This window comes from Methylocella silvestris (assembly GCF_002891535.1).
Lineage (GTDB): Bacteria > Pseudomonadota > Alphaproteobacteria > Rhizobiales > Beijerinckiaceae > Methylocapsa > Methylocapsa silvestris_A.
The window spans coordinates 1-26,604 of record NZ_PDZR01000001.1 but is presented as its reverse complement, the minus strand read 5'-3'; the positions used below and the strand labels follow the sequence as shown (position 1 = coordinate 26,604).

21 protein-coding genes and 2 pseudogenes are annotated in these 26,604 nt (G+C 60.1%); 10 read left to right on the top strand and 13 right to left on the bottom strand.

All coding sequences use genetic code 11. The features are described 5' to 3' along the window. Window positions 1-107: 107 nt before the first annotated feature. Complete coding sequence (locus tag CR492_RS00115) at window positions 108-1,736, top strand: isocitrate lyase (RefSeq protein ID WP_210200223.1); 1,629 nt, start codon at window positions 108-110, stop codon at window positions 1,734-1,736. A gap of 80 nt (window positions 1,737-1,816) precedes the next feature. Here the strand turns inward: CR492_RS00115 and CR492_RS00110 are convergent, their stop codons facing one another. Together CR492_RS00110 and CR492_RS00105 are read right to left on the bottom strand one after the other, a co-directional pair. Beyond that, window positions 1,817-3,145 carry an MFS transporter gene (locus CR492_RS00110; protein WP_245411908.1) on the bottom strand — a complete coding sequence of 443 codons (1,329 nt, stop codon included), beginning with the start codon at window positions 3,143-3,145 and terminating at the stop codon, window positions 1,817-1,819. Window positions 3,146-3,190: 45 nt separating this feature from the next. Beyond that, on the bottom strand, window positions 3,191-3,589 hold the full coding sequence (locus CR492_RS00105) for a MarR family winged helix-turn-helix transcriptional regulator (RefSeq protein ID WP_102841705.1): 399 nt from the start codon (window positions 3,587-3,589) through the stop codon (window positions 3,191-3,193). A gap of 101 nt (window positions 3,590-3,690) precedes the next feature. On the opposite strand from CR492_RS00105, the gene CR492_RS00100 reads away from it, so the two are divergent. After that, window positions 3,691-4,044: a hypothetical protein gene (locus tag CR492_RS00100; RefSeq protein ID WP_102841704.1), complete on the top strand. Its 354-nt coding sequence runs from the start codon at window positions 3,691-3,693 to the stop codon at window positions 4,042-4,044. Window positions 4,045-4,346: 302 nt separating this feature from the next. On the opposite strand, the gene CR492_RS00095 is transcribed toward CR492_RS00100, so the two are convergent. The 10 genes and pseudogenes from CR492_RS00095 to CR492_RS00050 form a co-directional block, all read right to left on the bottom strand. Beyond that, window positions 4,347-6,314: a hybrid sensor histidine kinase/response regulator gene (locus CR492_RS00095; protein WP_102841703.1), complete on the bottom strand. Its 1,968-nt coding sequence runs from the start codon at window positions 6,312-6,314 to the stop codon at window positions 4,347-4,349. After that, entirely contained in the window at window positions 6,311-7,024 is a 714-nt protein-coding gene (locus CR492_RS00090; RefSeq protein WP_102841702.1) for a response regulator, read from the bottom strand. The genes CR492_RS00095 and CR492_RS00090 overlap by 4 nt, the downstream gene beginning before the upstream one ends. Before the next feature lie 142 nt (window positions 7,025-7,166). Further along, window positions 7,167-7,667, bottom strand: a pseudogene (locus CR492_RS00085) (adenylate/guanylate cyclase domain-containing protein); the annotation flags it as partial. A gap of 87 nt (window positions 7,668-7,754) precedes the next feature. Next, window positions 7,755-8,093 (bottom strand): annotated as a pseudogene (locus tag CR492_RS21010) (response regulator); the annotation flags it as partial. A 254-nt stretch (window positions 8,094-8,347) separates the two neighbouring features. Then, window positions 8,348-8,785, bottom strand: a complete 438-nt coding sequence (locus tag CR492_RS00075) for a hypothetical protein (protein WP_102841701.1) — start codon at window positions 8,783-8,785, stop codon at window positions 8,348-8,350. 77 nt (window positions 8,786-8,862) lie between these two features. Continuing rightward, window positions 8,863-9,444 (bottom strand): hypothetical protein, encoded by a 582-nt coding sequence (locus CR492_RS00070; RefSeq protein WP_146030117.1) that lies wholly within the window; start codon window positions 9,442-9,444, stop codon window positions 8,863-8,865. A 708-nt stretch (window positions 9,445-10,152) separates the two neighbouring features. Then, on the bottom strand, window positions 10,153-11,070 hold the full coding sequence (locus tag CR492_RS00065) for a succinate--CoA ligase subunit alpha (protein WP_180982374.1): 918 nt from the start codon (window positions 11,068-11,070) through the stop codon (window positions 10,153-10,155). Beyond that, window positions 11,067-12,194 (bottom strand): succinate--CoA ligase subunit beta, encoded by a 1,128-nt coding sequence (locus CR492_RS00060; protein WP_102841699.1) that lies wholly within the window; start codon window positions 12,192-12,194, stop codon window positions 11,067-11,069. Before CR492_RS00060 ends, CR492_RS00065 begins: the two co-directional genes overlap by 4 nt. Further along, window positions 12,191-13,666, bottom strand: coding sequence for an acylating sulfoacetaldehyde dehydrogenase (sauS, locus tag CR492_RS00055; protein ID WP_102841698.1), 1,476 nt, complete (start codon window positions 13,664-13,666; stop codon window positions 12,191-12,193). Before sauS ends, CR492_RS00060 begins: the two co-directional genes overlap by 4 nt. Before the next feature lie 66 nt (window positions 13,667-13,732). Beyond that, window positions 13,733-15,046 (bottom strand): MFS transporter, encoded by a 1,314-nt coding sequence (locus tag CR492_RS00050; RefSeq protein ID WP_102841697.1) that lies wholly within the window; start codon window positions 15,044-15,046, stop codon window positions 13,733-13,735. A 267-nt stretch (window positions 15,047-15,313) separates the two neighbouring features. Between CR492_RS00050 and CR492_RS00045 the strand changes: the two genes are divergently transcribed. The 7 genes from CR492_RS00045 (at window position 15,314) to CR492_RS00015 (ending at window position 23,941) form a co-directional block, all read left to right on the top strand. Then, window positions 15,314-16,177, top strand: a complete 864-nt coding sequence (locus tag CR492_RS00045) for a LysR substrate-binding domain-containing protein (protein WP_245411907.1) — start codon at window positions 15,314-15,316, stop codon at window positions 16,175-16,177. 48 nt (window positions 16,178-16,225) lie between these two features. Beyond that, the gene (locus CR492_RS00040; protein WP_146030116.1) at window positions 16,226-16,456 is read left to right on the top strand and encodes a hypothetical protein; all 231 of its coding nucleotides are present in this window, start codon (window positions 16,226-16,228) and stop codon (window positions 16,454-16,456) included. 255 nt (window positions 16,457-16,711) lie between these two features. Continuing rightward, on the top strand, window positions 16,712-18,376 hold the full coding sequence (locus tag CR492_RS00035) for a GMC family oxidoreductase (protein ID WP_102841695.1): 1,665 nt from the start codon (window positions 16,712-16,714) through the stop codon (window positions 18,374-18,376). A 173-nt stretch (window positions 18,377-18,549) separates the two neighbouring features. Further along, complete coding sequence (locus tag CR492_RS00030) at window positions 18,550-19,311, top strand: IclR family transcriptional regulator (RefSeq protein ID WP_102842275.1); 762 nt, start codon at window positions 18,550-18,552, stop codon at window positions 19,309-19,311. A gap of 87 nt (window positions 19,312-19,398) precedes the next feature. Then, a complete protein-coding gene (gene xsc, locus CR492_RS00025; protein ID WP_102841694.1) occupies window positions 19,399-21,174 on the top strand; it encodes a sulfoacetaldehyde acetyltransferase in 1,776 nt (591 codons plus the stop codon). Between the two features lie 142 nt (window positions 21,175-21,316). Further along, window positions 21,317-22,252, top strand: a complete 936-nt coding sequence (locus CR492_RS00020) for a bifunctional enoyl-CoA hydratase/phosphate acetyltransferase (RefSeq protein ID WP_102841693.1) — start codon at window positions 21,317-21,319, stop codon at window positions 22,250-22,252. Between the two features lie 255 nt (window positions 22,253-22,507). Beyond that, window positions 22,508-23,941 (top strand): NAD-dependent succinate-semialdehyde dehydrogenase, encoded by a 1,434-nt coding sequence (locus CR492_RS00015; RefSeq protein WP_102841692.1) that lies wholly within the window; start codon window positions 22,508-22,510, stop codon window positions 23,939-23,941. A gap of 189 nt (window positions 23,942-24,130) precedes the next feature. Here CR492_RS00015 and CR492_RS00010 read toward each other — a convergent pair whose 3' ends face one another. Then, window positions 24,131-25,447 (bottom strand): MFS transporter, encoded by a 1,317-nt coding sequence (locus CR492_RS00010; RefSeq protein WP_245411906.1) that lies wholly within the window; start codon window positions 25,445-25,447, stop codon window positions 24,131-24,133. 892 nt (window positions 25,448-26,339) lie between these two features. Between CR492_RS00010 and CR492_RS00005 the strand changes: the two genes are divergently transcribed. Continuing rightward, the coding region (locus CR492_RS00005; protein WP_245411938.1) for a putative sulfate exporter family transporter at window positions 26,340-26,604 on the top strand (265 nt) is incomplete at its 3' end.

Sequence of the window (26,604 nt, the reverse complement as noted above, 5' to 3'; positions counted from 1 at the left end):
ATTTTTTGTAAAGTATGACATCTTTGCTTCGCTCCCTCTGCACAGACAGGGATTTGCTGTGGTAGGGGTGCCTCACAAATGTCTTCGACTGAACAAGGCAGACGCAAATGACCTATCAAGGCCCGATCAAGACGGCGCAACCGGGTGATTATCAAAAAAATATCACAGAGGTGAAGCAGCTCATCGAGAGCTATAAGGGAACCTGGGACGGCATCGACCCCGAAGCTGTGGCCCGCATGCGACTGCAGAATAGATTCCAGACCGGCCTCGACATCGCCAGATACACGGCCGCGATCATGCGCAAAGACATGGCCGCTTATGATGCCGATTCAGCCCTTTACACCCAGTCGCTCGGCGTCTGGCATGGGTTTATCGCCCAGCAGAAGATGATTTCGATCAAGAAGCACTTCGGCACGACGGACCGCCGCTATCTCTATCTGTCCGGCTGGATGGTCGCCGCGCTGCGGTCGGAATTCGGCCCCCTGCCCGACCAGTCGATGCATGAAAAGACCTCGGTTCCGGCCCTGATCGAAGAGCTTTACACCTTCCTGCGTCAGGCCGACGCCCGCGAACTCGGCGGCATTTTCCGCGCCCTCGACGCCGCCCGCAAGGCTGGCGACAACGCCAAGGCGCAGGAGCTGTTGGCGGCTGCGGAAAACCATCAGACGCATGTCGTGCCGATCATCGCCGACATCGACGCCGGCTTCGGCAATGCGGAAGCGACCTATCTGCTCGCCAAGAAGATGATCGAGGCGGGCGCCTGCGCGCTTCAGATCGAAAATCAGGTCTCGGACGAAAAGCAGTGCGGCCATCAGGACGGCAAGGTCACCGTGCCGCATGAGGTCTTCCTCGCCAAGGTGCGCGCCTGCCGCTACGCTTTCCTCGAGCTCGGCGTCGAAGACGGCATCATCGTCACCCGCACCGATTCGCTGGGCGCCGGCCTCACCCAGCAGATCGCCGTCAGCCACGCGCCGGGCGATCTCGGCGACCAGTACAATGCCTTCCTCGACTGCGAGGAAGTCGCGCCCGGCGACGCCCATAATGGCGACGTCATCATCAACCGCAACGGCAAGCTGCTGCGGCCGAAGCGCCTCGCCAGCAACCTCTACCAGTTCCGTTCCGGCACCGGCGCGGATCGTTGCGTGCTCGACTGCATCACCTCGCTGCAGAACGGCGCCGACCTTCTGTGGATCGAGACCGAAAAGCCCCATGTCGAGCAGATCGCCAGCATGGTCGACCGCATCCGCGCGGTCATCCCCAACGCCAAGCTCGTGTACAATAATTCGCCGTCCTTCAACTGGACGCTGAATTTCCGCTGGCAGGTCTATGACGCATGGAAGGCCGAGGGCAAGGACGTGTCCGCCTACGATCGCGCCGCTCTGATGAGCGTCGATTACGACGGCACGCCCCTGGCGATCGAAGCCGATGAGCGCATCCGCACCTTCCAGGCGGACGGCGCGAAGCGGGCCGGCATTTTCCACCACCTCATCACGCTGCCGACCTATCACACCGCCGCGCTCTCGACCGACAATCTGGCGAAGGAGTACTTTGGCGCGCAGGGCATGCTTGGCTATGTCCTCGGTGTTCAGCGTCAGGAGATCCGTCAGGGCATCGCCTGCGTCAAGCACCAGAACATGGCGGGCTCGGACCTCGGCGACGATCACAAGGAATATTTCGCCGGCGAGGCGGCTTTGAAGGCCGGCGGCGCCCACAACACGATGAACCAGTTCGGCTAACAAGCCGGCTTTTTAAATCTAGGCGAAAGATTTGCGGCCCGGAGTTTCACACTCCGGGCCGCATTGCTGTGGCCAACGCCTCAAGCTACCGCTCGCGCGCGCATCGGCAGCCGGGCGTCGCGCAGGGTGAGCACGAAAGCCGAGGCGATGAGGCAGAGCGCGCCGGCGACAAAGAACGCCGGCAGATAGCTCGCATAGGCGGTGCGGCTGAAACCCGCGCCATAGGCGGCGGAGGCCGCGCCGAGCTGATGGCCGGCGAAGATCCAGCCGAAGACGAGGTTGGCCTTGTCGCCGAAGCGATCCGCCGCGAGTTTGATCGTCGGCGGCACCGTCGCGACCCAGTCAAGGCCATAGAACACGGCAAACAGCGAGAGGCCGTAAAAGGTGAAATCGGTAAAAGGCAGATACAGCAGAGAAAGACCGCGCAGCCCATAATACCAGAACAACAGCCAGCGGCTGTCGTAGCGGTCGGACAGCCAGCCCGAGCCGACAGTGCCGGCGAAATCGAATACGCCGATCATCGCGAGCACGCTCGCCGCCGTCACCGCCGCCATGCCATAGTCGCCGCAGAGCGAGATAAAATGCGTCTGGACGAGGCCGTTGGTGCTGGCGCCGCAGACGAAGAAAGCGCCGAACAACACCCAGAATGTGTGCGAGCGCGCGGCTTCCCTGAGCACGAGCAGGGGCGAGGCTAGCATGGCGCCAAGACTTGCCGGCTCGGCGGGCGGTGGGACGATAGCGGTCGCCCCGAAGGGAGCGAGGCCGACGTCGGCCGGCCAGTCGCGCAGCAGCGTCAGCGCGGCGAGCGCCGCGAGCAGCAGCGCCGCAAGGACGAAGACGAGCGCGCCGCGCCAGCCGATCGTTTCCGTGAGCTCGGCAAGCAGCGGCAGGAACGCCAATTGCCCGGTCGCGGCGCTGGCGGTGAGCAATCCGAGCACAAGCCCGCGGCGCGCCGAAAACCAGCGGGTCGCCACGGTCGCGGCGAACACCATGGCGGTGAGGCCTGTGCCAAAGCCCACCATCACGCCCCAAAACAAAAGAAGATGCCAAAGCTTCGTCATCATGAAAGAGCCGAGAACGCCAAGAGCAATCAGCGTCAGCGCGGCCGCGGCGACCCGGCGCAGCCCAAAACGGTTCATGAAGGCGGCGGCGAAGGGACCCATAAGCCCGAACAGCATGAGCCGGACGGCGAGCGCCGTGGAAATATCGGCGGTCGCCCAGCCGAACTCCTTTTGCAGCGGTCCGATCAATACGCCCGGCGCGCCGACGGCGCCCGCGGTCACCAGCATCGTCAGGAAGGTCGCGGCGGCGACGACCCAGCCATAGTGGACGCCGCGCCGGGCGAGCGCCGCCGCCAGGGGCGATGTTGGCGCGGGCGGCGGAGCAAGCGTTTCATTTGCAAGCGTCATTCTTTAGCCTCCATCCGCGGGCAGATACCCGTAATACGATAAAAATTAGAGATGGTTCAGGACAGACCGCAGGTCGCGCGCCGCGCCGTCGCCGATACGATCCTCGAGTGTCCGCTGCACGCAGGCCCATAGCGGAGCGCCCTCCTCCAACACCTGGCGGCCACGCTGCGTTATCGAGACGCTCGCCTCGCGCAGATCCTCGCCGCGCCCTAGTGTCATCAGCCCCATTCGCTCCAGCACGCGCACGTTGCGACCGATCGTCGAGCGGTCGAGCTCCGTGCGCCGCCCCAGCTCGGTCAAATCGACTGGCTCACTGCGGGCGACGGCGCGCAGAAGCGCGAATTGAGCGATGTTCACGCCGACCGGCTCGAGCGCCGCATCATAAAGGGCGGCGACCCTTCGGGTAGCACGGCGAAGAGAGGTGCAATAACATTCTGAAACCATGATACGGGTATATACCCTTTATAGCGCCTGTGCAAGTCGAACCTATTTCGATCTGACCCGTTAGAGCAGCATAACCTTGAGAAGAAATCGGGAGAACCCAGGTGAGACCAATTTCAACGCTGGCGGCGGTTATCGTTTTCGTCGCAGGAGGAACAAGCCTTGCTCAGGAGGCGGCGACAGGCGCCGCGCCGTCCCCAGCTCCAGAAATCGACGCCTGCCGCGCGAGCGGCCTCATCGCCCTCAAGGAAAGGTCGGCTCTGGTGAAAGACGTAAGCCTCGATTTGGACAGCATCAGGTTGATCAAGGTTAATTCCAAGATTGAAGATATTGAGGTTAAGGCGATCGTGATCGGCGACGCCAGCATCGAGAAGAAGACAGGCGGGCGGGCGCAGAATTTTTTGTGCGTCGTCGGCGCCAAAGGCAAAGTGCTTTTGACGATTTTTAGCGATCAGTGAGTTCCGGCGCTCGTCCCGAAGTTTCGTTCAATATTTGGCCACGACGGCTGCGGGCGGGAGCGATGGCCATTTGTAGCTGAAGCCGACCTGAAGCTGGTTCTACGCCAAGCTATGACTGTGGAATATCGTCGGATAGGTAATCGGCCCATTCCTGAAGAAGCCGAATTTCGTGTAGCGGTACTCTGCCTTCACGGACCAATTGTCGCTGACGGCCTATTCAACGCCGCCCCCGCAGGTCGAAGCGTGGCGCGCCATCAATTGCGCGCAGGCGAACTTGTTGATCCCTGGGCGGCGCCTTCGATCTAGGGAACGCAGCCGAGTTCGGCGATCAGCTGTCTTATTTCGAATGGGCTGAAGGGCTTCTCGATCACCGGACGTCCGCAATCGGCCAGAAACCGCCCTGCGGCCTCACCCAAAGTGTCACCTGTGACGAATGCCGTCCGCGCGCAAAGATGTTGTTTGTGTTCCTTCATCCAGGCAAAGAATCCCGGCCCGTCGATGCCGGGCATGCGGATATCACAAACGATCAGGTCATAATCGCCAACGCGTAGCCGATCCTGAGCTTCCACGCCGTTAAGCGCGATATCGCACTCAAATCCTTCAGCGGCCAAAATCTGCGAAAGAAGCGATCCGATCTCGGGCTCATCGTCTACGATCAGCGCGCTGCGCATCGGCCGCTTCAGACCTTTTTGCGTCGCTGGCCGAGCCCCGGTGGCAGCCTTCGAGCCGACATCCAATGCGATCGGAAGCCGAACGAGGAACCGTGCTCCGTGGTTTTCCGGATCCGACTCGGCGAGGCTCAAGGAGCCGCCATGCGCCTCCACGATGCCTCGAGACACTGACAGCCCGATGCCCGTGCCCGCGCCCACGGGCTTGGTCGTAAAGAAAGGATCGAAGATGCGTGAGCGGAGCGCCTGCGGTATGCCAGGTCCGTTGTCGGAAATACTTATCTCGATTGCGTCGGCGGCTGCGACGGCCTCAATGCGCACCAGACGTGGGGGGGCCTGTCCCTCGAGCGCCTGGCGCGCGTTGACCAAGAGGTTGGTCAGGACCTGACTGATCTGGCTGGCGTCGCACAATGTAGACGGCAGCCCGTCCGGAATAGCACGTTCGATCTTGACGCCGCTGGAATGAAGACCATAGCTCAAGAGCTGCAATGCGTCGTCGACGATGGTTTCGACGCTGGTCAATGAGGGAAGCGTCTTGTGCTGACGCGCCATCGCCAGAAAACTGTGCGTGATGCGCCCACATCGATCGGCCGCAGCCTGGATCAGATTCGCGCGCACGGCCAGCTCGGGCGAGCATTCCTCCGCCTCCTCGGCCAACATCAGAGCATTGCCAATGACGATCGACAACGGATTGTTGAGCTCATGCGCAACGCCGGCGAGCAGTGAACCAAAGGCCGCCATCTTCTCGCTTTGATAGAGAGCTTCGCGCTGCGCCGCGATCTGCTGTTGGGCTTCGCGCGCAGCAGAGAGGTCCCGCAGATAGGCTGTGAACAGACGCCGGCCGGGAAGCCGCACTTCGCAGATGGCAAGCTCGATGGGGAAGGTCGAGCCGTCGGCCCGCATGGCCTCGATCTCGAGTCGCTGACCCAGCATTGTCGTGGCGCCCGTCTGCAGATAGCGAGCGAGCCCGTCGCTATGCCGTTTGCGCAAGGCGTGCGGTACGATCAGTTCGCCGATCGATCGGCCGATGGCGTCTTCCCGGCGATAGCCAAAGGTCCGCTCCGCGGCGGGATTGAATTCCACGACCAGACCCACTTCGTTGATCGCCACAATGCAGTCGAGAGCAGATGCAGTGATGGCGGCGTTGCGCGCCTCGCTTGCCTGCAGGGCCTCAAGCTGCTCCGCCAACCGCGCCTCACTCTGTTTCAGATGGGTCAGGTCGCGCGCGAAATCAAAATATCCCTCGATTGATCCATGGGCGTCGCGGCAGGGGGAATAGATCCTCTGTTCGTAGCGCTGTCCATCCGCATATGTCCGCCAGCATGTCGTATTTACGCTGGCGCCTGCCAATATCCGCTCCACAATAGATTGATCGACGCCATCGGCGGACTCATCGTCCTTAGCAGCGACGCCGGCCACCGAGCTTGCCAGGCGTCCGACGATATCGGCGAGAGGCCGGCCAACAAAGGCGCAGTAGGCTTGATTGGCAAAACGGTAGCGGCCGCCAAGGTCGATCAGCGCAATCCGCGCGGGGATGCTATCGAGCGCCTGCCAGAGCTGCGCCTCGATCAATCGTCGATCCGGCTCGACTGGTGTCGTCATGTGCGCCCGCGAACAAAAATATAGCCAACCCCGTGAACAGTCTTGATGATCGAGGGCTTTGCCGGGTCGACTTCAATCTTGCGCCGCAACCGCGTGACGCGGATATCGATGCTGCGGTCGAATGCCTCATAGTTGCGATTATGCGCCAGATCGAGCAACCGGTCACGCGACAACACGCGGTTGGGATTTGTGGCGAACGCGCGCAGCAGATCAAACTCCATCGCAGTCAGGCCTGCAGGCGTTCCATCCTCATGAGTAAGCTTACGGGCCAGAAGATCGAGCGTCCACACGCCAAATTGCACAAATCTGTCTGGCTCGGGCGAAGGCTCCGGGGCAGACGAAGCGGCGCGGCGCAGGATGCTTCTTATTCGCGCGCGCAGCTCGCGCAGGTCAAAGGGTTTTGTAATGTAGTCGTCCGCGCCGATCTCAAGTCCTACGACGCGGTCAATCACCTCACTTGCGGCGGTGACCATCAAAATCGGCGTGTCGCCGGCGGCGCGGACCCGGCGGGCGATGGAGAAACCGTCTTCGCCGGGCATATTGACGTCGAGCGCAATGAGATCGCACGGTCCTTCCGCCAGCAGGGCGTCAAGATCAGCGCCGCCTGCCGCCGTGCGAGGGGCAAACCCGTGTCGTCCAAGATACTCAGCGATCATGTCCCGAATTTCCTGCTCGTCGTCCACTATTATGATGGCGGGGAGCCGGTCCATGCTTGTCGGAACTCCTGAAAACTCGTTTATCGCTCAATTCACGAAACCGGCAGGCTCCCGGCGGATCGCAAAACATTTTGTAGGCGCGCAATTTGTCATAGACAACGGCAATTTTAACCTACGATCAGAGATCTGACCAGTCAACAATGTAGGCATGGACCGGCGTCGGGATATTCTTCACCTCCCGTTCGCCGATGTCGCGAAACGCCACCGATACTTTGTTGACGACCGCGTCATGCACCCATCGCGAAATGCAGATGCCGCCGGGGTCCGCCAAACCTTCCAGTCTCGCGGCCAGATTGACGCCGTCGCCAAGAAGATCCCCCTCATGCTCGACAACGTCAGCGACAGTGATGCCAATGCGAAATTGTAAACAACGCCCTGGTAGATGAGCAAGATTGCGTGAGCGCAGCGCCTCCTGAATGTCGACTGCGGCGCGCATGGCGTCAACGGCGGAACCGAACTCCGTCATAACGGAATCCCCCGCAGTATTGAAGATCCGCCCGCCGTGACGATCGATCAGTTCGTCAAAAATCTTGCGGCTCGTCGCCAGGATGCTCAGTGTTTCCTCTTCGTTTTCGGCGATGTGCCGCGAGTAGGCAAAGACGTCGGCAGCCATGATCGCCGCGATCTTTCGCGTCATCGGACGTTGCCGGGAGCGGCCGCCCGGATCGTCCGGCTGCGCGCCGCTGTTGTTCTTGCGCCGCAACACTGTGTGGATACGCGCTACAAGTTCGCGCAGGTTGAAAGGCTTCGACATATAGTCGTCGGCGCCGACTTCCAGTCCGACGATCCTGTCTACCGGGTCGGCGATCCCGGTCAGCATGATGATTCCGACATCGCTTGTGGCGCGCAACTGGCGCATGAGGGTCAATCCGTCTTCGCCGGGCATGTTCAGATCGAGAATGACAAGGTCGACGGCCCGCGCAGAAATGCCGCGACGCATGGCGTCGCCGCCCTCGGCCAAAGCCACGCTGAACCCATGCCGCGCAAGATATTCCGCAATCATATCGCGGACCCCTGCCTCGTCATCGACGATGAGAATATGCGCCCTAGACTTGTCGCTCATGTCTTCACATCACCCGCACGTCGCCTTACGTCATCGCGCGGACCGATGCGGCAATCACCAAGTTCGAGAACGGAAAATACCTATAAAGCAAAAGCGAAAGGTTGGAAACGCCAAGCTTAGGCGGAGCTGACCGGATTTACGCCCCAAATGTTCCGACATATTCGGTCCATTGCTCAGGGCTTGTCTGTCGGCGACGCTCCAGGATGGGCGGATGATCCGGGAGCGCCGCGATCTCATATGCAATCTGCTCCCTCTCAATAATGGTCGATCTTGCCGGAGACCGGGAATTCGCCGGAGTCGTCGCCGCCCCCGAAAGTTGCGAACGTGCCGGTGAAAAGGCCGGTGCCGGTGAAGACGCCATCGAATACTTGATTTGTGACGGTGTTCTTCGGATCGTTGCGAAGAAAGCTGAGTTGCGCGTTGAAAGGGCAATAGGATCCCGTCACCTTGTCATCATTATATTGATTGGCGCCCACGGTCGGATACAAAAACCCGGCGATGCGAACGCAGCCGGTGGCGTCGTCCAGCGCATGAATTTGAAGAATCAACGACGAATTATTGGCGCGAATCTTTACATAGGTCCAATATTTGGTGGAAACGGGCCATACGTCGGCTGCAGCCGGCCCAATGTTGAACGACGCGATGGAGATCAGTCCGACCGCGGAGACGAGATAACGTGCGATTTTATTCATGAGAAAGGCCTTGCTGCTTGTGAAGGGTGAAATGACGTTTTGGTGTTAATTTGCGTCGTGCGAAAAAATGTCCAAGTCTATTTTTCGACCGAGAAGGGCCATTCGACAAATGCGGCCTGCTGTCCATAGTTCACGAAACGCCCTGTAAGAAGCGTGGTCATATTCCCCGAACTCTGGCCAAGATTTCCCCGGAATGACTGGAAAACATGTCCCGCGCCATCCTTGCGAAGAAGGACAATCCGTCCGCTTCCGGGGCAATAGAATCCAGTGAGCGTTCCGGTTGTCTTGTAGGTATTGTCGGTCAACGCGCCAAAGACGATAGGGCATTTGCCAGTCGGCTTCTGGGTAATGAGCGTGAATACAACGTCGCTTGTATTGGCGTAGCCGTGCCACACGCCGACGACAGACGTCGGCCAGGTCGCCGCCGATGCATTGACTGAAACGAGAGCGATTGCCGAAGCGAAGGCAAGAGCGATGGCATTTCTCATTGGGTGGTTCCCCCCTTTTGCATATAACTGATCAATCGTCGGCTTAGCTTCCGCGCAAACTTTTATTGCGCGCGCCCTGCCGAACTCCCCGACGGCGAGCATGCGCAATGTGGTGGCAAGTTGTTTCAAGGCGATGTCGGCGCCGCACGAGATTCGTTTCAATTGTTTCAACGGGCTGATCGCGCGGCCGGCGTCTCAGTTTTAGCTGCCGCGCCGCTATTGGAGCAGTACTAAATCCGATTCCCAAAGGCTTCCAGGCGAAGGGGGAGGGTATCGCGCTGATAGGAAAATCCATGCGCCGCCGATAAGATCGCGGAGCGCGAAGGAGCGCTTCCGCAGAAAAGCCCGCAAGGCGGCAGGCTATTTGTATGGCAGGGGTTTGCCGGCGCGGTGACTGCGGCAACTCGAGGAAGAGAACGCCTAGCTGAAGCGGATCCTCTCTCAAAAAGCCGCTAAGCCTGCTCGCAAGCGGGAGCTCGTCGACGCAGTTCGATCGGATTGGAAGGCGCCGATCAGGCGGGCCCGTTCGGCGCTACGCGTTTGATCAGGCGCTTTACGTCTAAATGCGAAGTGGGGCGGCCACGCCGACCTGACGCAGCCAATCAAGAAGACCGCCGAAACGCTGCCATAAAGACAAACATATTTTCTATACTGACAGGTTGTACGCTGGCCGAGGAGGCAGTCTCAGGCGAACCTGTCTCATCTCGGCTTTCTTGATAACAGTACAGCCCGGCTACGGCGATCCCGACCTCGTATTCCTGCAGGATCGCAATGACCCACACTTTGCTGATTCGGTTGCGCTTCACTCTCTGGTCCTCAATCGGGGCCAGAGCTGACTTCAAACTGGAGACGCCTCAGCGGACAAGGTCGGTTCCATTGTCAATTCCAACCTTCAGCATTTGCGAGATCGGCGCTAGGAAAGCGGGCCTCGATTTGCTGGAGCAGCAAGTCGGAAATTTCAGACGGCGTGTCCGCGACAATGACGCCTGCTGCTTCAAGCGCTTTTCGCTTCGAGGGATAACTCCCGGCGTCGCCAAGGACGATAGCGCCCGCGTGCCCCATTTTCTTGCCAGGCGGCGAGGCTCGCCCCGCAATAAAGGAAACGACAGGCTTCGCCATGCTCGCCGCATATTCCGCCGCCGCTTCTTCCATGGCTCCCCCGATCTCGCCGACCAAGACGACCGCGTCCGTTCCCGCATCTTTGTCAAGTGCGATGAGCGCATCGCGTGTCGTCGTGCCGATCATCGGATCGCCGCCGATGCCAAGAAACGCCGACTGTCCGATGCCGGCTCGCGTCAGATTGAGGCAGACCAAGGTCCCGAGACTGCCGCTGCGCGAAATGACCCCGACTGTTCCGGGCTGAAAAATATTCTGGTTATGCCCGGGCATGATGCCGACGAAACCTTCGCCGGGCGTCACGACGCCCGCGGTATTCGGGCCAATGATCTGCACCGAATTCTCGCGCGCCGCATGATGAATCGCCATGACGTCGCGAGCCGGAATGTGCTCGGTAAGTATGACGACCGTCTTCGCGCCAGCTTCGATCGCGTCGAGCGCCGCGTCCCTGGCGGCCGACGGCGGAATAAACATCACAGCGATATCGAAGGGCGTTTCAGCCATTGCCTCTTTGGCGGTGGCGTATACGGGAACGCCGATGTGTGTTTGACCCGCGCGCTTCGGGTTGACGCCGGCGACCACCTGCGTTCCGCAGGATATCATTTTCTCAGTCCAGAATGTGCCTTGTTTGCCGGTGATCCCTTGGACCAGGACCCGGCCGTGCCGCCGATAAATAATCATTGCGCCGCTCCCACCGCGGCCTTCACCGCGTCTTCCATGAAATCGAAAGGTTCGATGCCCAAACCTTCGCGAACGATACGGACGGCGTCATCCTCCCCGGTTCCATGAATCGAAAAGAAGACCGGCACCGAGGGCTTAAGTTTTCGCCAGGCCGCAACCACGCCCTCCGCCATTACATCCGTGCGCGCGAACGCGCCGCAGAAGTTAACAACAAGACTCTTCACGCCGGGGTTGGCGAGCACGAGGCGCAACGCCGTCTCCGACTTTGTGTAGGCTTCGCCGCCAATCTCGAGGAAGTTCGCCGGACGGCCGCCAAAGTGGCTGATGACGTCCATCGTCGTCATGGTGAGGCCGGCGCCATTGGCCAAAACGCCGACATTGCCGTCGAGCTGAATGAATTTCAATCCGCTATCGTAGCCGTCCTGCTCAAGGACCGACATTGTTTCGGGCGCCGCCGCAGCCGATAGATCGCCCTGGCGGAAGGCGGCCGAATCATCGAGCGTCAGCTTGCAATCGAGCGCCACGACGCGTCCGTCGGTCAACAGGGCCAGGGGATTGATTTCAATCAGCTCGGCGTCGAGGGCGCTGCTGATCTGATAAAGCGCCGCCAGAATCTGCGCGATTTGGTCATCTGCGCCGGAAAGATCGAGACCCTCGGTCATCGCGCGCGCTTCTGCGACGCCAAAACCCTGGGCGAGATCGACAGACCAATGCTTTAGCGCGTCGGGCCGCGTCGCCGCCGCTTCTTCGATGTCCATTCCTCCCTCGGTCGAAAACAACACAAGAGGACTTTTGCTTTTTGCATCGTTCAGGACAACGGCGTAAAACTCCCGGGCGATCCCGGCGCGTTCTTCGAGCAGCACTGAGCCGACGAGATGTCCGTCAATCGTCATTCCGAGGATGGCTGCGGCAAGGTCATGAGCCTCTTTAGCCGAAAAGGCCGGTTTGATGCCTCCAGCCTTGCCCCGCTTGCCGGTTGGCGCCTGGGCTTTGACCATGCATGGCCCGAGCTTTTCGAATGCTTCCGCAGCGGCTTCCGGCGTCTTGCAGAGAATCCCGCGAGGAACGGGGACGCCTGCGGGCGCCAAGGCGCGCTCCTTTGCGACATGCTCAACGAAATTCATTGCGCGGCCTCCCTATATCCAATCTTGTCCCAATGCGGTCCAAAGAGCTCGCGCTCGCTGGGCTTGTCCTCAGGGATCACGGTGACTAGATGCGTCACGTTGATGAAGTGCCTGTAGCTGAGATTTTCCGAGATGCTGTTCTTTTGCCATGAACCGCAGCCCATGCTGAGCGTGAATCCGAGTCCGGAGTTGAAGCCGCCGCCATTGCCGAACGTATGCGCAAAATTGACAAGCACGCGCACGACGTCGAGGTCTTCCGCCAGCTCCCGCGCGCGACTCATGTCGGTGGTGTGGATTCCGAGCGAATGCCCCTTCCCCTGGAAGTCCAGTATCTCGCGAAGGCGCTTCTTTGCGGCTGCAAAGTCAGATGCGCGATAAACCGTCAGGATGAGACTGAGCTTTTCTCCCGAGAACGGGTAAGCTCGTCCGGCGCCGGTCTCTTCGACCATAAAGAACTTGGCGTCTTGCGCGATGCTTGGAAGTTCGAACGCTTCGGCGAGCACCTTGGCGTCCCGCGCGATCAGGTCGCGGTTCAGCTTGCCATTGACCCAGAATTTGTCGGCGATTTTCTGCTTTTGGCGTTCGTCGCACAAATAGCCTCCGGCTACCCGGAGCGCCGCGATCGCCGCATCATACACGCTATCGATAATGATGACTGAGTTCTCGGAGGAACAGGAGGTCGAGTTGTCGAAGATTTTTGATTCGCAGATTTTTTGCGCCGCATCGCGAAGGTCGGCGGTCTCGTCGATCAACACCGGCACGTTGCCCGCGCCGACGCCGATCGCGGGCGTGCCGCTCGAATAGGCGCGCCGTACATTGTCCTGGGATCCGGTCACGACCACCAAATCACAGGCCTTCATCAGCGCCTCCGTCGACTCCTTCGTGATCGGGAGTGGCAGGATCTGCACGAGGTCCATCGGCAGGTTAATTTTCGCCAATTCCTGCCGCATCAGCTCGACGACAAGCGCCGTGGTTCGATAGCCGAGCGGCGACGGCGCAATGACGATCGCATTGCGGCCCTTGATCGCCATCATGGCCTTGTTGACCGGCGTCGCGCCAGGGTTGGTCGATGGCGTCACCGCACAGATAACGCCCATTGGCTTGGCGTATTTGACAATGCCGCGCGACTCATCGCGCTCAATGATTCCGACCGAACGTCCACGCAGGAGATCCCTCAACGTGCCGAAAGTCTTCCTTTGCTTCTTGCGGATTTTATCGGGGACGTTGCCGAGGCCTGTATCCTCGACCGCAAGCTCGGCGAGCGCCTTGGCGTTTTCCGGCTTGTACAGCGACCAAGCCAGCGCCCGGACGGCGTCGTCGGCGCGCTCCTGACTGACGTCGGCGAAAAGCCTTTGAGCAGCGCGCGCGCGCTGCGCCGTCGTGTAGACTGGATCTGAGTCCAAACTGTCTGCTGGCCTGCTCGAGTGGAAGCGATCAAGTTTTCCGATCGGCTCGGCGACGGAAGTGGTCATCCATAATCTCCGATTGATAGCGCGAGACGAACGCGACGCCGCCTGGCGAGGGAAAAGCAACATAATTCAGGAAGGGGATTGCACGGGCATGGGCCTGGCGCCACGATCGCGCGTAGGTTCGATCTCGTCGAGAAAGGGCTGGTCCGGCCGCATGAACAGCGCAAGCACGGCGCCAAGCAGCAGCAACCCAAGCGAGGCGACAAACGGCAGAGTCCAGCTTCCCGTCGCGTCGATCACGGCGCCGAACACGACGGGCGAGATCATGCCGGCGAGACCGAAGCCAAAATTCATGAAGCCGCTCGCCGTGCCCGCGTATTGCGGCGCAATGTCCATGGGCACAGCCCAGATCGGCGCGACAATCAATTCGGCGAAGAAGAAAGCGCCGCTTAGGCAAAGCGTCACAATCATGAGATCACTGGAGAAAACGACAGGCAACATGAACACGAAGGCGCCAAGAAAGCCCACCACAATGACCGACACGCGCGCTTTCGACACGCTGCCGGTTCGGCGCAAAATTCCGTCGCTCACAATGCCGCCGACCGTGTCGCCGAGGACGCCGGCCAGGAAAACCCCCGCCGCGAAAATCGCCGACTTTTTAATGTCGAGATGAAACTGGTGAAGGAAAAAGGAAGGGATCCAGTTGAGAAACAACCAGAGGGTCCAACCGTAGCAGAAGTCCGTGAGAGTGACGGGCAGGATTCGCGTGAACAAGCGCCGCCAGGGGACGACCTTTCGCACCGCAGTAAGCTTCTGCGGAGGCAAGACCGCGAGTTCTTCCGCGGTCACGCCCTTGTGGTCGCGCGGATCGTCACGGAAATAGAACCACCACAGCGCGACCCATGCGAAGCTGATCGCGCCTACGATGAAGAAGGATGCGCGCCACGACAGAGCCACGATGAGAAAGGCGATCAGCGGCGGCGTCAGCGCGTTGCCAAAACGTGCTGACGCATGAGTGACGCCCTGGGCGAAGGCGCGCCGATCCGCGGGCAACCAATTTGACAAGGCGCGTGTGGCGGTCGGGAACGCCGAACCTTCGCCAATTCCCAGTATGAAGCGCGCCGCCACAAGGGATATGGCTCCTTCCACGAAGCCCATCGCGAGCGTCGCCGCGGACCATATTGTGCCGCAGATCAACAGCGTGAGGCGCGGCCCCAAGCGATCTCCAAGCCACCCGCCGGCGATCTGAAAAAACGCGTATGGATAGGCGAAAGCGGAGAACGCAAGACCAAGCTGTATATTCGTAAGACCCAGCTCCTTTTGCATTGCGGGAGCGGCGGTCGCGATGTTTACCCGATCGATGTAAGTGACGAGATACATCAGGCAAATGACGATCAGGACGATATCTGTGCTTTTGATGCGGGTGCGGCTGAAGCGAAACATTCTGCCCCTCACTTGAAGAGTCGCCGGCTGCTTCTCGAATCCGGCGCGCGAAAGTCCGCGCGCAGGAAAGAAGGTCCCCGACGTCTATTGAGCGTTCCTCGTCCTTTGGGGCCGACAGGTCTTCCGCCTGCGATGTTCGGCTTGTCCAAGGTCGAATTAATCTAATGATTGCCAGCGCTCACGAAAAATCTATTGTTTGCATCTGGCTCATTCAAAAAATTGATAAACATGATTCCGGATCTTGAGATACCGCTGCTTCGAACGTTCGTGGCCGTGAATGAAACGGGGAGCGTGACGCTGGCGGGCCGTCAGGTCGGACGGACCCAGCCGGCAATCACCCACCAGATGCAGCGTCTCGAAAAGGCGGTCGGCAAGCGCCTTTTCGAGAGGGATCGTCGGCAACGCAATGGGCATGTCGCGCTGACTCGCGATGGCGAAATGCTGCTCTCCTACGCGCGCTCACTGCTTCAGCTCAATGACGAAATCCGCGACCGTTTCCAAGCGTTCAACATAGCTGGTCACGTCCGCCTCGGCGTGCCGGACCTCTATGCGGCGTATCTTTTGCCTCTCGTGCTCAGCGGCTTTGCACGGGCTTATCCCCAGGTCGAGATCGAATTGCGCTGCTCCCGCAGCGTTCATCTGCACGCCGCCCTCATGCGAGAGGAAATCGATATCGCCATCATGACGCGCCAGCCGGATTTCGGCGGCGGGGTGACGATTCGGGAAGAGCCGCTGATCTGGGTCGCGGCCCGCGACTACGTCGCCGGCATTGACGAGCCGCTGCCCCTCGCGCTTCTGCCGACCGGCAGCATTTACCGCCAGCGCGCCCTCGACGCCCTTGGCCAAACCGGCCGTCCATGGAGGATCGCTGCGGTTTGTGATAGCATAGCCGGATTGCAAGCCGCCGTTTACGCGGGATTCGCCGTATCGATCTTTCCGCTTTGCGCGCTGACCCCCGATGTACGCCAGCTTGGCAGCAAGGAGGGTCTGCCCGCGCTGCCGGGAATGGAGATCGTGCTCAAGCGCAAGCCGAGCGGAGTCGAGTCGGCGGCCGAACATCTGGCTCAATATATTTGCAAGGAATTGAATAATTTGCCCGACTACGATGTTGCTTTGCAGCACGATCAATAGGTTTTGTTGCAGTGCACAACAAAGACTGATATGGCGTTGGGCGTCTCGATGCTGGTCGAACCCATGTACGAAGCCAATCTTTTCCGCGTGATGCTTTTTGGCGCCTTTGCGATGTCGATGACGGCGAGCACCGTTCAGCTTCACGCCACGCAGAATTTCGCGCTCACGAGCAGCCACATCCCGATGGAGAGGCTGGCGCGCGCAGTCAAATGGCATATGTTGCAGGTGGCTTCGAACGAACGCGCCGAAAGCTTCAGCTTCCAAAGCGGCAATCCGTAGGCTCCGGGCGTCCGCTCCGTCGAGCTCCGTTAAATCGGCGCGCTTGCTTCAAGATTTCTCCGCCTGTTCCCTCCTGATCGCTGCCCTACGCACGCTTGAGCAAGCCCCGCCCTGCGAAGCGGGCATTCAGGAAATTGATGACGAGCGGCGTTGACAATGGATCGGCCATTTAATTTAATGGAACAAATTGTGCCGGATTTCGAGACAATAAGTTAAAATACGCCGTCTCAAAAAGCCGGCGAAGGGGAGAGGACGATGGGCGGGACCGGCAAAGGGCTGGAACGCGCTGACTTTGACTATATCATCGTCGGCGGCGGGACGGCTGGATGCGTCCTCGCCAATCGGCTTTCCACGAGCGGCCAGCGCAAGATCCTGCTGCTCGAAGCCGGCCCCAGAGATCGCTCGATCTGGATCCATCTTCCCATCGGCTACGGGAAGACGATGTTCCACAAAACCCTGAACTGGGGCTTCTACACCGAGCCCGAGCCGGCGATGAACGGCCGGCGCATTTACTGGCCGCGCGGACGCACGCTCGGTGGCTCGAGCTCCATCAACGGCCTGATCTTCATCCGCGGTCAGGCTGCTGACTACGACCGCTGGGCGCAGGCTGGAAATGACGGCTGGTCGTGGAAGGACGTGCTCCCCTACTTTATCCGGTCGGAGCACAACACAAAGGGGGCGAGTTCCGTTCACGGCGCCGACGGGCCGCTCTGGTGCTCCGACATCGAGGATAAGCACGAGCTTCTCGAGGCCATTTTCGAGGGCGCGCAGGAGCTTGGCGTGCCGCGAATTTACGATTTCAATGCGGGCGGCTCGGAGGGCGTCGGCTATTATCAGCTGTTCACGCGCCATGGCTGGCGCTGCAGCGCCGCGGTCGCCTATCTACGCCCGGCAGAATCCCGCGAAAATCTCCGCGTCGAGGTCGAGGCGCAGGCTACGGGGCTTATTCTCGACGGCGCGCGCGCGGTCGGCGTGCGCTACCGTCAGTACGGAAAAATGCGCGAGGCCTACGCCGGTCGCGAGATTGTACTCGCCACAGGCGCGCTGCAAAGCCCGCAACTGCTGCAGTTGTCGGGCATCGGGCCAGGCGACGTCCTCAAGGCGCATGGCGTCAATGTCGTACATCATCTTCCGGGCGTCGGCGCGAATTTGCAGGATCATTTGCAAGTCCGCCTGATGTACAAGGTCGCCAAGCCGATCACGACCAACGATGATCTCGCCTCGCTTGGAGGCAAGGCGCGCATCGGCCTGCAATGGCTGTTGCGGCGACGCGGGCCTCTTGCGGTCGGCATCAATCAGGGCGGCCTTTTTACCCGCGTACTTCCAGATTCTGCGACGCCCGACGTTCAGTTTCATTTCGCGACGCTGTCGGCGGACATGGCCGGCGCGAAGCCGCACGACTGGTCCGGCTGCACCTTTTCGGTGTGCCAGTTGCGCCCGGAGTCGCGCGGCTCGGTGATGATCCGCGGCCGCGACCCGTTCGAGCCGCCCGTCATACGCGCGAATTATCTCGCTAGCGAAACCGACCGCCGCTGCACGGTCGAAGGCATTAAATTCGCCCGCCGCCTCGCCGCCACGCGCAGTCTCGCGCCGCTTCTCACGGAGGAATACCGCCCGGGCCGCGGCGTCGAAGGCGACGAAGCGCTGCTCGAATTCGCGCGGGGGGCCGGCGCGACGATCTTTCACCCCTCCGGAACCTGCAAAATGGGATCCGACCCAAGCGCCGTAACCGACGCGCGCCTGCGCGTTCATGGGATCGCCGGGCTTCGCGTTGTCGATTGCTCGATCATGCCGACGCTCATTTCTGGCAACACCAACGCGCCTGTCGTCATGATCGCCGAAAAAGCCTCCGACATGATTCTCCAGGATGAACGCGGCGCTGCGCCTGCGCCACGGAAGGCGGCCACGGCGAGCATCTGAGAAAATCTTCAGCCGGTTCCGGGCGAGGCGCGTAAGGATATCGTCCTTGGGGCGCCTTCGACCTTCGGCGCCTTATGTCGCCGTCTCTCGCGCCCTGGCCGAGAGAATCAAACAAAAATCTCGTTTTTTTGCTTTTATTGAAACAAAAAACGGAATATATGTGGATCACGCTGATGGATGATGCACCGGACTCCTCGCCTGCCCTCAAGGCTTTCAGTCTGCTCAAGACGATCGCAGAGATGGATCACGCGCCAACGCTCGCCGAGCTGACGGAGATCGTCGATCTCCCGAAGCCCACGCTTCACAGGTGGCTGACAATGCTCGAAGGAGCAGAACTCCTGCAACGACTGCCGGACGGCCGGCGCTATGAGCTGGCGGCGCAGGCCAGCGCATTGGCGTTGTCTATCCTGTCGAATAATCCCGGCTCGATGCAACGCCACCAGATCCTCGAGCGCGTCGCGCGCGACCTCGGCGAATCCTGCAATCTGACTGTTCTGCAGGGTAGCGAAGTTATGTATCTCGATCGCGTCGAGGCGATGCTGCCGCTTCGCGTCGCCTTCCAGAAAGGTTCGCACGTTCCGGTCCACTGCTCGGCGAGCGGCAAGATGTTCCTCGCGATGATGCCGCCGGCAAGGCGGGAGCGGCTCCTCGACACGTTATCGTTGCGCCGCTTCACGCCGAACACTTTGACGACCCGCGCGGCGCTCGACGTCGAGTTCGCCGCCGTCCGCCGCCAGGGTTTTGCCTTCGACGACGAGGAGTTCCTTCCCGGCCTGTTCTGCATCGCCGTGCCGATTTTCGGCGCCGGCAAGCGCGAATGCCTCGCGGGCCTCGCGCTCCAGGCGCCGATCGTGCGCCTGTCGCGAGAGAATGCGATGGAGCGTTTGCCTGCCTTACAAGCCGCCGCCGCGGCGCTCGCCGCAACCATGGCCTGACAAAATCGCCGATCAGCCGCTGCGCCAGCTTAAAAGCGGCGATTGCGCAATGGTTGGCTCATTCAAAAAACTAGGGAGCGAAAAAACATGAAAATGACGACGGAAGAAGCATTCATCAAAGTGTTGCAACTGCACGGAATCGAGCACGCATTCGGCATCATAGGTTCGGCTTTCATGCCGATTTCGAATCTGTTTCCTCAGGCTGGCATTACCTTCTGGGACGTCGCACATGAGACCAACGGCGGCCTCATCTGCGACGGCTATACCCGCGCGACCGGCAAGATCGGCATGGCCATCGCGCAGAATGGCCCGGGCGTCACCGGCTTTGTGACTGCGATCAAGACCGCCTACTGGAACCATACGCCGATGCTGTTGGTGACGCCTCAGGCCGCGAACAAGACGATCGGTCAGGGCGGCTTTCAGGAAGTCGAACAAATGGCGCTGTTCCGCGACATGGTTTGCTACCAGGAAGAGGTCCGCGACGCGTCGCGCGTTGTTGAAGTGTTGAACCGCGTCATCCTTAAAGCCAAGCGGCTTTCGGCGCCCGCTCAGATCAACATTCCGCGTGACTATTGGACGCAACACATTGACGTCAATATGCCTTCAATTGTCGAGCTGGAGCGCGCTTCCGGAGGCGCCCAGGCCATCGCCGAAGCCGCCAAGCTGCTTTCAAGTGCGGCCTTTCCAGTCATTTTGTCCGGGGCCGGCGTGGTGATCGGCAACGCGGTCGCCGATTGCGTCGCCTTGGCGGAAAGGCTCGACGCTCCGGTGTGCTGTGGATATCAACACAATGACAGTTTTCCCGGAAGCCACCGCCTGGCTTGCGGCCCGCTTGGATATAACGGATCGAAGGCGGCCATGGAGCTGATTTCCAGGGCCGACGTCGTGCTAGCGCTCGGCACGCGGTTAAACCCGTTCTCGACGCTGCCCGGCTATGGCGTGGATTACTGGCCAAAGAACGCAAAAATCATCCAGGTCGACATAAACCCGGATCGTATCGGCCTCGCAAAACCCGTCACTGTCGGCATCTGCGGCGACGCCAAGCTGGTTGCGCGCCAAATTCTGGAGCAGCTTTCTCCCGACGCAGGAAGCATCGGAAATGAGGAGCGCAAAGCGCTCATCCACAAGACGAAATCCGCGTGGCTGCAAGAGCTGTCCAGCATGGATCATGAAGACGACGATCAGGGCACAAGCTGGAACGAGCGGGCGCGTAGCCGGGAGCCTGATCGCATGTCGCCGCGGCAGGCCTGGCGGGCGATCCAGGCGGCTCTGCCGAAGGATGCAATCATTTCCAGCGACATTGGAAATAATTGCGCCATCGGCAATGCCTATCCGACCTTCGAGAAGAGCCGGAAATATCTCGCGCCCGGACTCTTTGGCCCGTGCGGCTACGGGTTTCCCGCAATCATCGGCGCCAAGATCGGCTGCCCGGATGTTCCTGTGGTGGGTTTCGCCGGCGATGGCGCCTTCGGCATCTCGATGAGCGAAATGAGTTCGATCGGACGCGAAGAATGGCCAGCGATCACCATGGTCATCTTCCGAAACTATCAGTGGGGCGCAGAAAAGCGCAACACAACGCTATGGTATGACGACAATTTTGTTGGAACCGAACTCGATCCGCATTTGAGTTACGCGCGCGTCGCGGAGGCCTGCGGGCTGAAGGGCGTCGCCGTGCGCACGCAATCGGAGCTGACAACGGCGCTGACCGATGCATGCGCCGCGCAGGAAAAAGGCGTCACCACCTTCATCGAAGTCATTCTGAACCAGGAACTTGGCGAGCCGTTCAGGCGCGATGCGATGAAGAAGCCGGTCGTCGTGGCTGGCGTCGATCGTGCGGATATGCGCCCGCAAGCCGTTGCTTAGGCGGCACGAGCGTCTGGCGTCGCTGTAGTCTCCCGCCTGCGCGGTCGGCGGCTTTGTCGCCGACCGCGTCTTTTTCCTGCGCCGCGGGCTGGCGCGTTCGTCTTCAAGGCGCCGCGCGTTATGCGCGATCGAAGGACAATCGATGAAATATCCTCATCTCGATCAACTCATCAAGACGGCGGAGGATATCGGACCCGCGCAGGTCGCAGTCGCCTTCCCTTGCAGCGTGATAGCCCTTGAATCAGCGATTACGGCAAAAGCCCGCGGATTGATCGAACCAGTTCTTATCGGACCGCTCCATCGGATAAGGGCCATAGCCGACGCAAATCGCATTGATCTAACGAACGTGAAATTGATGGAAAGCGGGGATGATCCGCTTGAGGCGGCGAGCGCCGCCGTCTTGCTTTGTCATGAGAAAGCCGTCACTCTGATCATGAAGGGCAGTCTACACACAGATGAGCTGCTTTCCGCCGTCGTGAATAAATCAGGCGGACTGCGCACAAGCCGTCGCATCAGCCATACATTTCTATTCGACATGCCGAGCTATCCGAAGCCGCTCCTGATTGCCGATTGCGTCGTCAACATCAATCCGACGCTATCTGACAAACGCGACATCATTCAAAATACAATCGATCTTGCATTTAATCTCGGCGTTCACCGCCCACATGTCGGCGTTCTGTCTGCCGTCGAGACCGTCAACATGGCCATTCAAAGCACGCTCGACGCCGCGGCGTTAAGCAAAATGTCCGACCGTGGCCAGATCACCGGCGCTGTGGTCGACGGACCGCTCGCCTTCGACGTTGCAATCTCCAGCGACGCGGCCGAGACCAAGGGCGTTTCCTCGCCCGTATCCGGCAACGCGGACATTCTGCTTATGCCGAATCTGGAAGCAGGGAACATGCTCTATAAACAACTCATTTACCTGACCAGCGCGCAATGCGCCGGCATCGTGATCGGCACACGGGCTCCGATCATCCTGACGAGCCGCGCCGACTCGGCGCTGACCCGAGTGGCCTCCTGTGCGCTCGCGGTCATTCACGCCCATCGAGAGCGTGAAAAGGGAACGATGTTCCATTAGTCTCGGTCGCTCCAACTGCGTAATATCTTCCGAAGCAAAGGGGTCGCGAGGACGAAATTTGAAAATTCTGCAAAGCGGGCGCGCAGGCGAACCGTGACGCTGGAACGGCGCGCTCAATCGGCCATCGGCATGCGTCGGGTGATAACAGGGAATTGACGAGAGCTTTCACCGCGTCGAGCGTCGGTTTTCGTACCGAAAATGTTAAACGAGCGATGTCCGCCGCCAGGCAGCCGGCTTGAGAGGCCCGAGGATCACATGTACTCCGATGTTCTCCTGCACATTGCAGGCAAATGGCGACCTGCCGAGAATCAGCGCTGCCTGCCGGTGACGAACCCCGCGACAGCAGAGAAGATCGGCGCCGTCGCCTGCGCTTCTCAAAACGATCTCGACGAGGCGCTCGCCGCCAGCGCGCGCGGTTTCGCCATATGGCGCGCGACATCGGCATTTGATCGCGCCAAAATCATGCGCAAGGCGGCCGATATCCTTCGGAGCCGGGTAGAAGACATCGCCAGGCTCATGACGCTCGAAGAAGGAAAGCCGCTCGCGGAGTCGCGGATTGAAACGCTAGCCGCTGCTGATATCGTCGACTGGTTTGCGGAAGAGGGCCGGCGGGCCTATGGCCGTGTGATTCCGGCTCGTTCAGCAGGCGTCTATCAACTCGTCATCAAGGAGCCGGTCGGCCCAGTCGCCGCCTTCACCCCCTGGAATTTCCCGATAAACCAGATTGTCCGCAAACTATCCGCCGCGTTGGCGGCGGGATGTTCGATTATCGTAAAAGCGCCGGAAGAGACTCCGGCATCGCCCGCAGAGTTGATCCGCGCTTTCGTTGACGCTGGCCTTCCCTGCGGCGTAGTCGGCCTGGTCTTTGGCGTCCCGTCCCAAATAAGCGAATATCTCATTCCCCATCCCATCATCCGCAAGGTGACATTTACCGGATCGACGCTCGTGGGCAAGAAGCTCGCCGCGTTGGCGGGGGCCCATATGAAGCGCGTGACAATGGAGCTCGGCGGCCATGCGCCGGTGATCGTGTTCGACGACGCCGACGTTGAGGTTGCGGCCAAGCAGATCTCCGGCGCAAAATTCAGGAACGCCGGGCAGGTCTGCGTCGCGCCGACCCGCTTCCTCGTGCAGAAAAATGTCTATGAGCGTTTCGTCGAACGATTTGTGCATGCCGTGAAGGAAATCCGCGTCGGCAATGGCCTTGACGATGGGGTCAACATGGGACCGTTAGCCAACGAACGCCGTGTGACAGCGATGGAATCGCTGGTCGCCGATGCGGTCCAAAAGGGCGCAAAAATTCGGACGGGCGGAGTCCGGATCGGCAACAAGGGTAATTTCTTTCAGCCGACCGTAATCACCAGCGTGGATCGCACGATGCGGATGATGATGGAGGAGCCCTTTGGTCCGTTGGCGATGGTCCTCCCGTTCGGCGATTTCGATGAAGCGATCGCAGAGGCCAACCGATTGGAATACGGCCTTGCTGCTTATGCCTACACACGGTCGGCAAAGACCGCCAACGCTGTCGCCGCATGCGTCGAGACCGGCATGATAACCATCAATCATCTTGGCCTTGCTTTGCCCGAGGCGCCTTTTGGAGGCGTCAAGGATAGCGGATATGGCTCGGAAGGCGGGGTCGAAGGCTTGGATGCGTATCTTACGCCGAAATTCGTGTCGCAGGCGGGCATTTGAGCGGTTTGGTCAAGCGACTCGATCTTCTTTGGCGAACAAAGCATCTTCATTGAAACGACCGACACGCCAGAAACCGAACCGCACGATCATCGGGGCATTGGCCCTGTGCACGGCGATCGTCGCGGTTCAGCCAGTGGAATAGAGATGCAACGCTCACTGTGATTGGATCTACAATGGCGGGGCGTCGCCTTAGTGTGAGACCGCCTCGAGGATTTTTCCCTTTGTCTCGACGCCCAGAACGAGCACCATCAGCGCGGCTATGACGAAGCCGCCGGCGCCGACCTCGAAAGCGGCTGCCGGGCCGTAATTCTTGACGAGAACGGGGACGATCATTGGACCCAGAATGGCGCCGATCCGTCCGAACGCCGAAGCGAAGCCTGCTCCCGTCGAGCGCGCGCGCGTCGGGTAAAGTTCCGGCGTATAGGCGTAGAGGCAGCTCCACATGCCGAACATGAAAAATTGCATCACAAAGCCGGTGAGAAAGAGCGTCGTCAGGTCCGCCGCATTGCCATAAAGGTAAGCCGCCGCGGCCGCGAATAAAAGGAAGCCGGCCGTCGTCGGTTTGCGGCCTATTTTCTCCAGAAGAATCGCCGCGGTGAAGAAGCCCGGGATGCCGCCGATCGTGATCAGCGTCACGAAACCGACCGATCCGATGATCGAAAAGCCTCGCTCTTTGAGCAGCACGGCTATCCAAGAGTTGAGGCCAAAAAATCCAATGAGGGCGAAGAACCACATCCCAAAAGCCATCAGCGTACGCAGACGATATTCGGGAGAAAACAGCGTCGCAATGGAGCCTTGGACGCGAGAGGCCTCGGCGCGCGCCGGCGCTTGATCGGCGGCGAGAGGGGGCGTCACGGGAAGCGGCTTCCCGGTGTGTTTCATGACCTCCGCCTCCATGTGGGACATCACGGCTTCGGCTTCTTCATAGCGTCCATGCTCCACGAGCCAGCGCGGCGATTCAGGCATCGAACGGCGGACCAGGAACACGACAAGAGACAGCATGCCGACGAATGCAAAGGCCCAGCGCCACCCAAGATAAGGCAGGATAAAGAAGCTGATCGCTCCAGATAGAACGTAGCCGATGGCCCAAAAGCCTTCCATGAAAGCTATATATTTGCCGCGCACATTGGCGGGCACGATTTCCGAGACCATCGCCTGAGCCACCGGCGCTTCGCCGCCGACGCCAACGCCAATGAGAAAACGGAAGACCATAAGAGCCGCAAGGCTCCAGGCCGCCGCCGCGGCGAGGCTGGCCAGCCCCCACACCACCATCGTGACCTGAAAAACCATGCGCCGTCCGAACCGATCGGACGCCGTCCCGGCGAGCACATTTCCAACGAGCTGGCCTGCGAAGGTCATCGCGGCGAGTTGCCCCGCCTGGGTCGGCGTCAGATTGAAAGCGACGACGATTGAGCCCAAAAGAAAGGTGAGCAGGGCGACATCGACTTGATCGACGAGCCAGGCCGAGGCGATAATCGCAAAGATCTTGCGTTGATATGCCGTCATCGGCAGCCGTTCCAGCCGGCCCACGATATTCGAGGGGCCTGGGACTGCAGCGGCTCCAAAGGCGTTAGGATCTGATACGACGCCCATAGTTTCCCCCTTCGATGATCGTCCGCTCCCTATGCGTCCGCAGGCAAGCCTGCAGCGACGGAAGTCTTCGTGCTTCGTGAGCCATTTAGAGCTGATTTTTCGATCGGTCGACTTTGTCGACGCGGCATAGGTCGCCTTTTCCGAGGACTGGTTTTGCGCGTCAGAACAGAAGATTTGTCTTGTCGATGGATTGCTTTGGCTCCGTCGAGCGTCGAGATAAGAATCGAGACCAACTTGAGCGGAACCTCGGATATTGCAGCCGGTGAAGAGATCATTTTACATTTGGATGGCAGAGTTCTGCGCGCCTGCGCCATTCCACGCTAATTGATTCTTTGCTTATGTTGATAGCCGCGACTTATGTTTGGCGCTCCGACCTCTCGCCGCGGCGATCCGTGAGTGGTTCACGGCCGGAATAGATCCGGGGCTGGGTCGTCTCTCCTAAACGGGCGGATTTTACGGGAGAATCTCGATTTTGAAATATATCCTATCACCCTGCTTGACGCCGACGCATTGCCGCCGATTGCTTTAAGCTGCGCCTATGCAGAAAATTCGGTGAAGGCGGGGCAAAACCGCGGAAGGTTTGGCGCGCGGTGCATGACGCTCCGAGCCTTCGCCGCGACACAGCGGCAAGTCCGCCTGCAACGGTCCTGCGTGGCGAGGCCTGCGGCCACGGCGGCCTCTCTCCGTCAGGAAAGCATTCCTTGATCTTATAACCTTATTCGAAAAATAGATTAGTCGAATGCTTCGTCCGGCGGATAGTTTTGGTTGGACGGAGTGGGAAAGAGGAACATCTGCGTTGCGGCATATCGATCCGGCGAAGATATTGACCGGCAAAAAGACGCTGTTCGGTGGTTTTGGCGGTCTTGCGCCGGGCGTGGCGCTGTGCGTCGCCGTCACTTTGCTGTCGATAGGCGTTCAAAGCGTCGAGGAGCGCGTCTTTTCTCACCCCTATGTCGAGGCGCTGGTCATCGCGATCCTGCTCGGCATGGCGATCCGCACGGTTTGGGAGCCGGGCGCGCGTTGGAAGCGGGGCATCGCCTTCAGCGCGAAGCAGCTTCTCGAAGTTGCGG

Excerpts from the sequence above, each read along its gene's own strand:
- CR492_RS00115 (WP_210200223.1), top strand. The coding sequence starts at position 108 with ATGACCTATCAAGGCCCGATCAAGACGGCGCAACCGGGTGATTATCAA.
- CR492_RS00110 (WP_245411908.1), bottom strand. The coding sequence starts at position 3,145 with ATGACGCTTGCAAATGAAACGCTTGCTCCGCCGCCCGCGCCAACATCG.
- CR492_RS00105 (WP_102841705.1), bottom strand. The coding sequence starts at position 3,589 with ATGGTTTCAGAATGTTATTGCACCTCTCTTCGCCGTGCTACCCGAAGG.
- CR492_RS00095 (WP_102841703.1), bottom strand. The coding sequence starts at position 6,314 with ATGACGACACCAGTCGAGCCGGATCGACGATTGATCGAGGCGCAGCTC.
- CR492_RS00090 (WP_102841702.1), bottom strand. The coding sequence starts at position 7,024 with ATGGACCGGCTCCCCGCCATCATAATAGTGGACGACGAGCAGGAAATT.
- CR492_RS00075 (WP_102841701.1), bottom strand. The coding sequence starts at position 8,785 with ATGAATAAAATCGCACGTTATCTCGTCTCCGCGGTCGGACTGATCTCC.
- CR492_RS00065 (WP_180982374.1), bottom strand. The coding sequence starts at position 11,070 with ATGATTATTTATCGGCGGCACGGCCGGGTCCTGGTCCAAGGGATCACC.
- CR492_RS00060 (WP_102841699.1), bottom strand. The coding sequence starts at position 12,194 with ATGAATTTCGTTGAGCATGTCGCAAAGGAGCGCGCCTTGGCGCCCGCA.
- sauS (WP_102841698.1), bottom strand. The coding sequence starts at position 13,666 with ATGACCACTTCCGTCGCCGAGCCGATCGGAAAACTTGATCGCTTCCAC.
- CR492_RS00050 (WP_102841697.1), bottom strand. The coding sequence starts at position 15,046 with ATGTTTCGCTTCAGCCGCACCCGCATCAAAAGCACAGATATCGTCCTG.
- CR492_RS00040 (WP_146030116.1), top strand. The coding sequence starts at position 16,226 with ATGCTGGTCGAACCCATGTACGAAGCCAATCTTTTCCGCGTGATGCTT.
- CR492_RS00035 (WP_102841695.1), top strand. The coding sequence starts at position 16,712 with ATGGGCGGGACCGGCAAAGGGCTGGAACGCGCTGACTTTGACTATATC.
- CR492_RS00030 (WP_102842275.1), top strand. The coding sequence starts at position 18,550 with ATGGATGATGCACCGGACTCCTCGCCTGCCCTCAAGGCTTTCAGTCTG.
- xsc (WP_102841694.1), top strand. The coding sequence starts at position 19,399 with ATGAAAATGACGACGGAAGAAGCATTCATCAAAGTGTTGCAACTGCAC.
- CR492_RS00020 (WP_102841693.1), top strand. The coding sequence starts at position 21,317 with ATGAAATATCCTCATCTCGATCAACTCATCAAGACGGCGGAGGATATC.
- CR492_RS00015 (WP_102841692.1), top strand. The coding sequence starts at position 22,508 with ATGTACTCCGATGTTCTCCTGCACATTGCAGGCAAATGGCGACCTGCC.
- CR492_RS00010 (WP_245411906.1), bottom strand. The coding sequence starts at position 25,447 with ATGACGGCATATCAACGCAAGATCTTTGCGATTATCGCCTCGGCCTGG.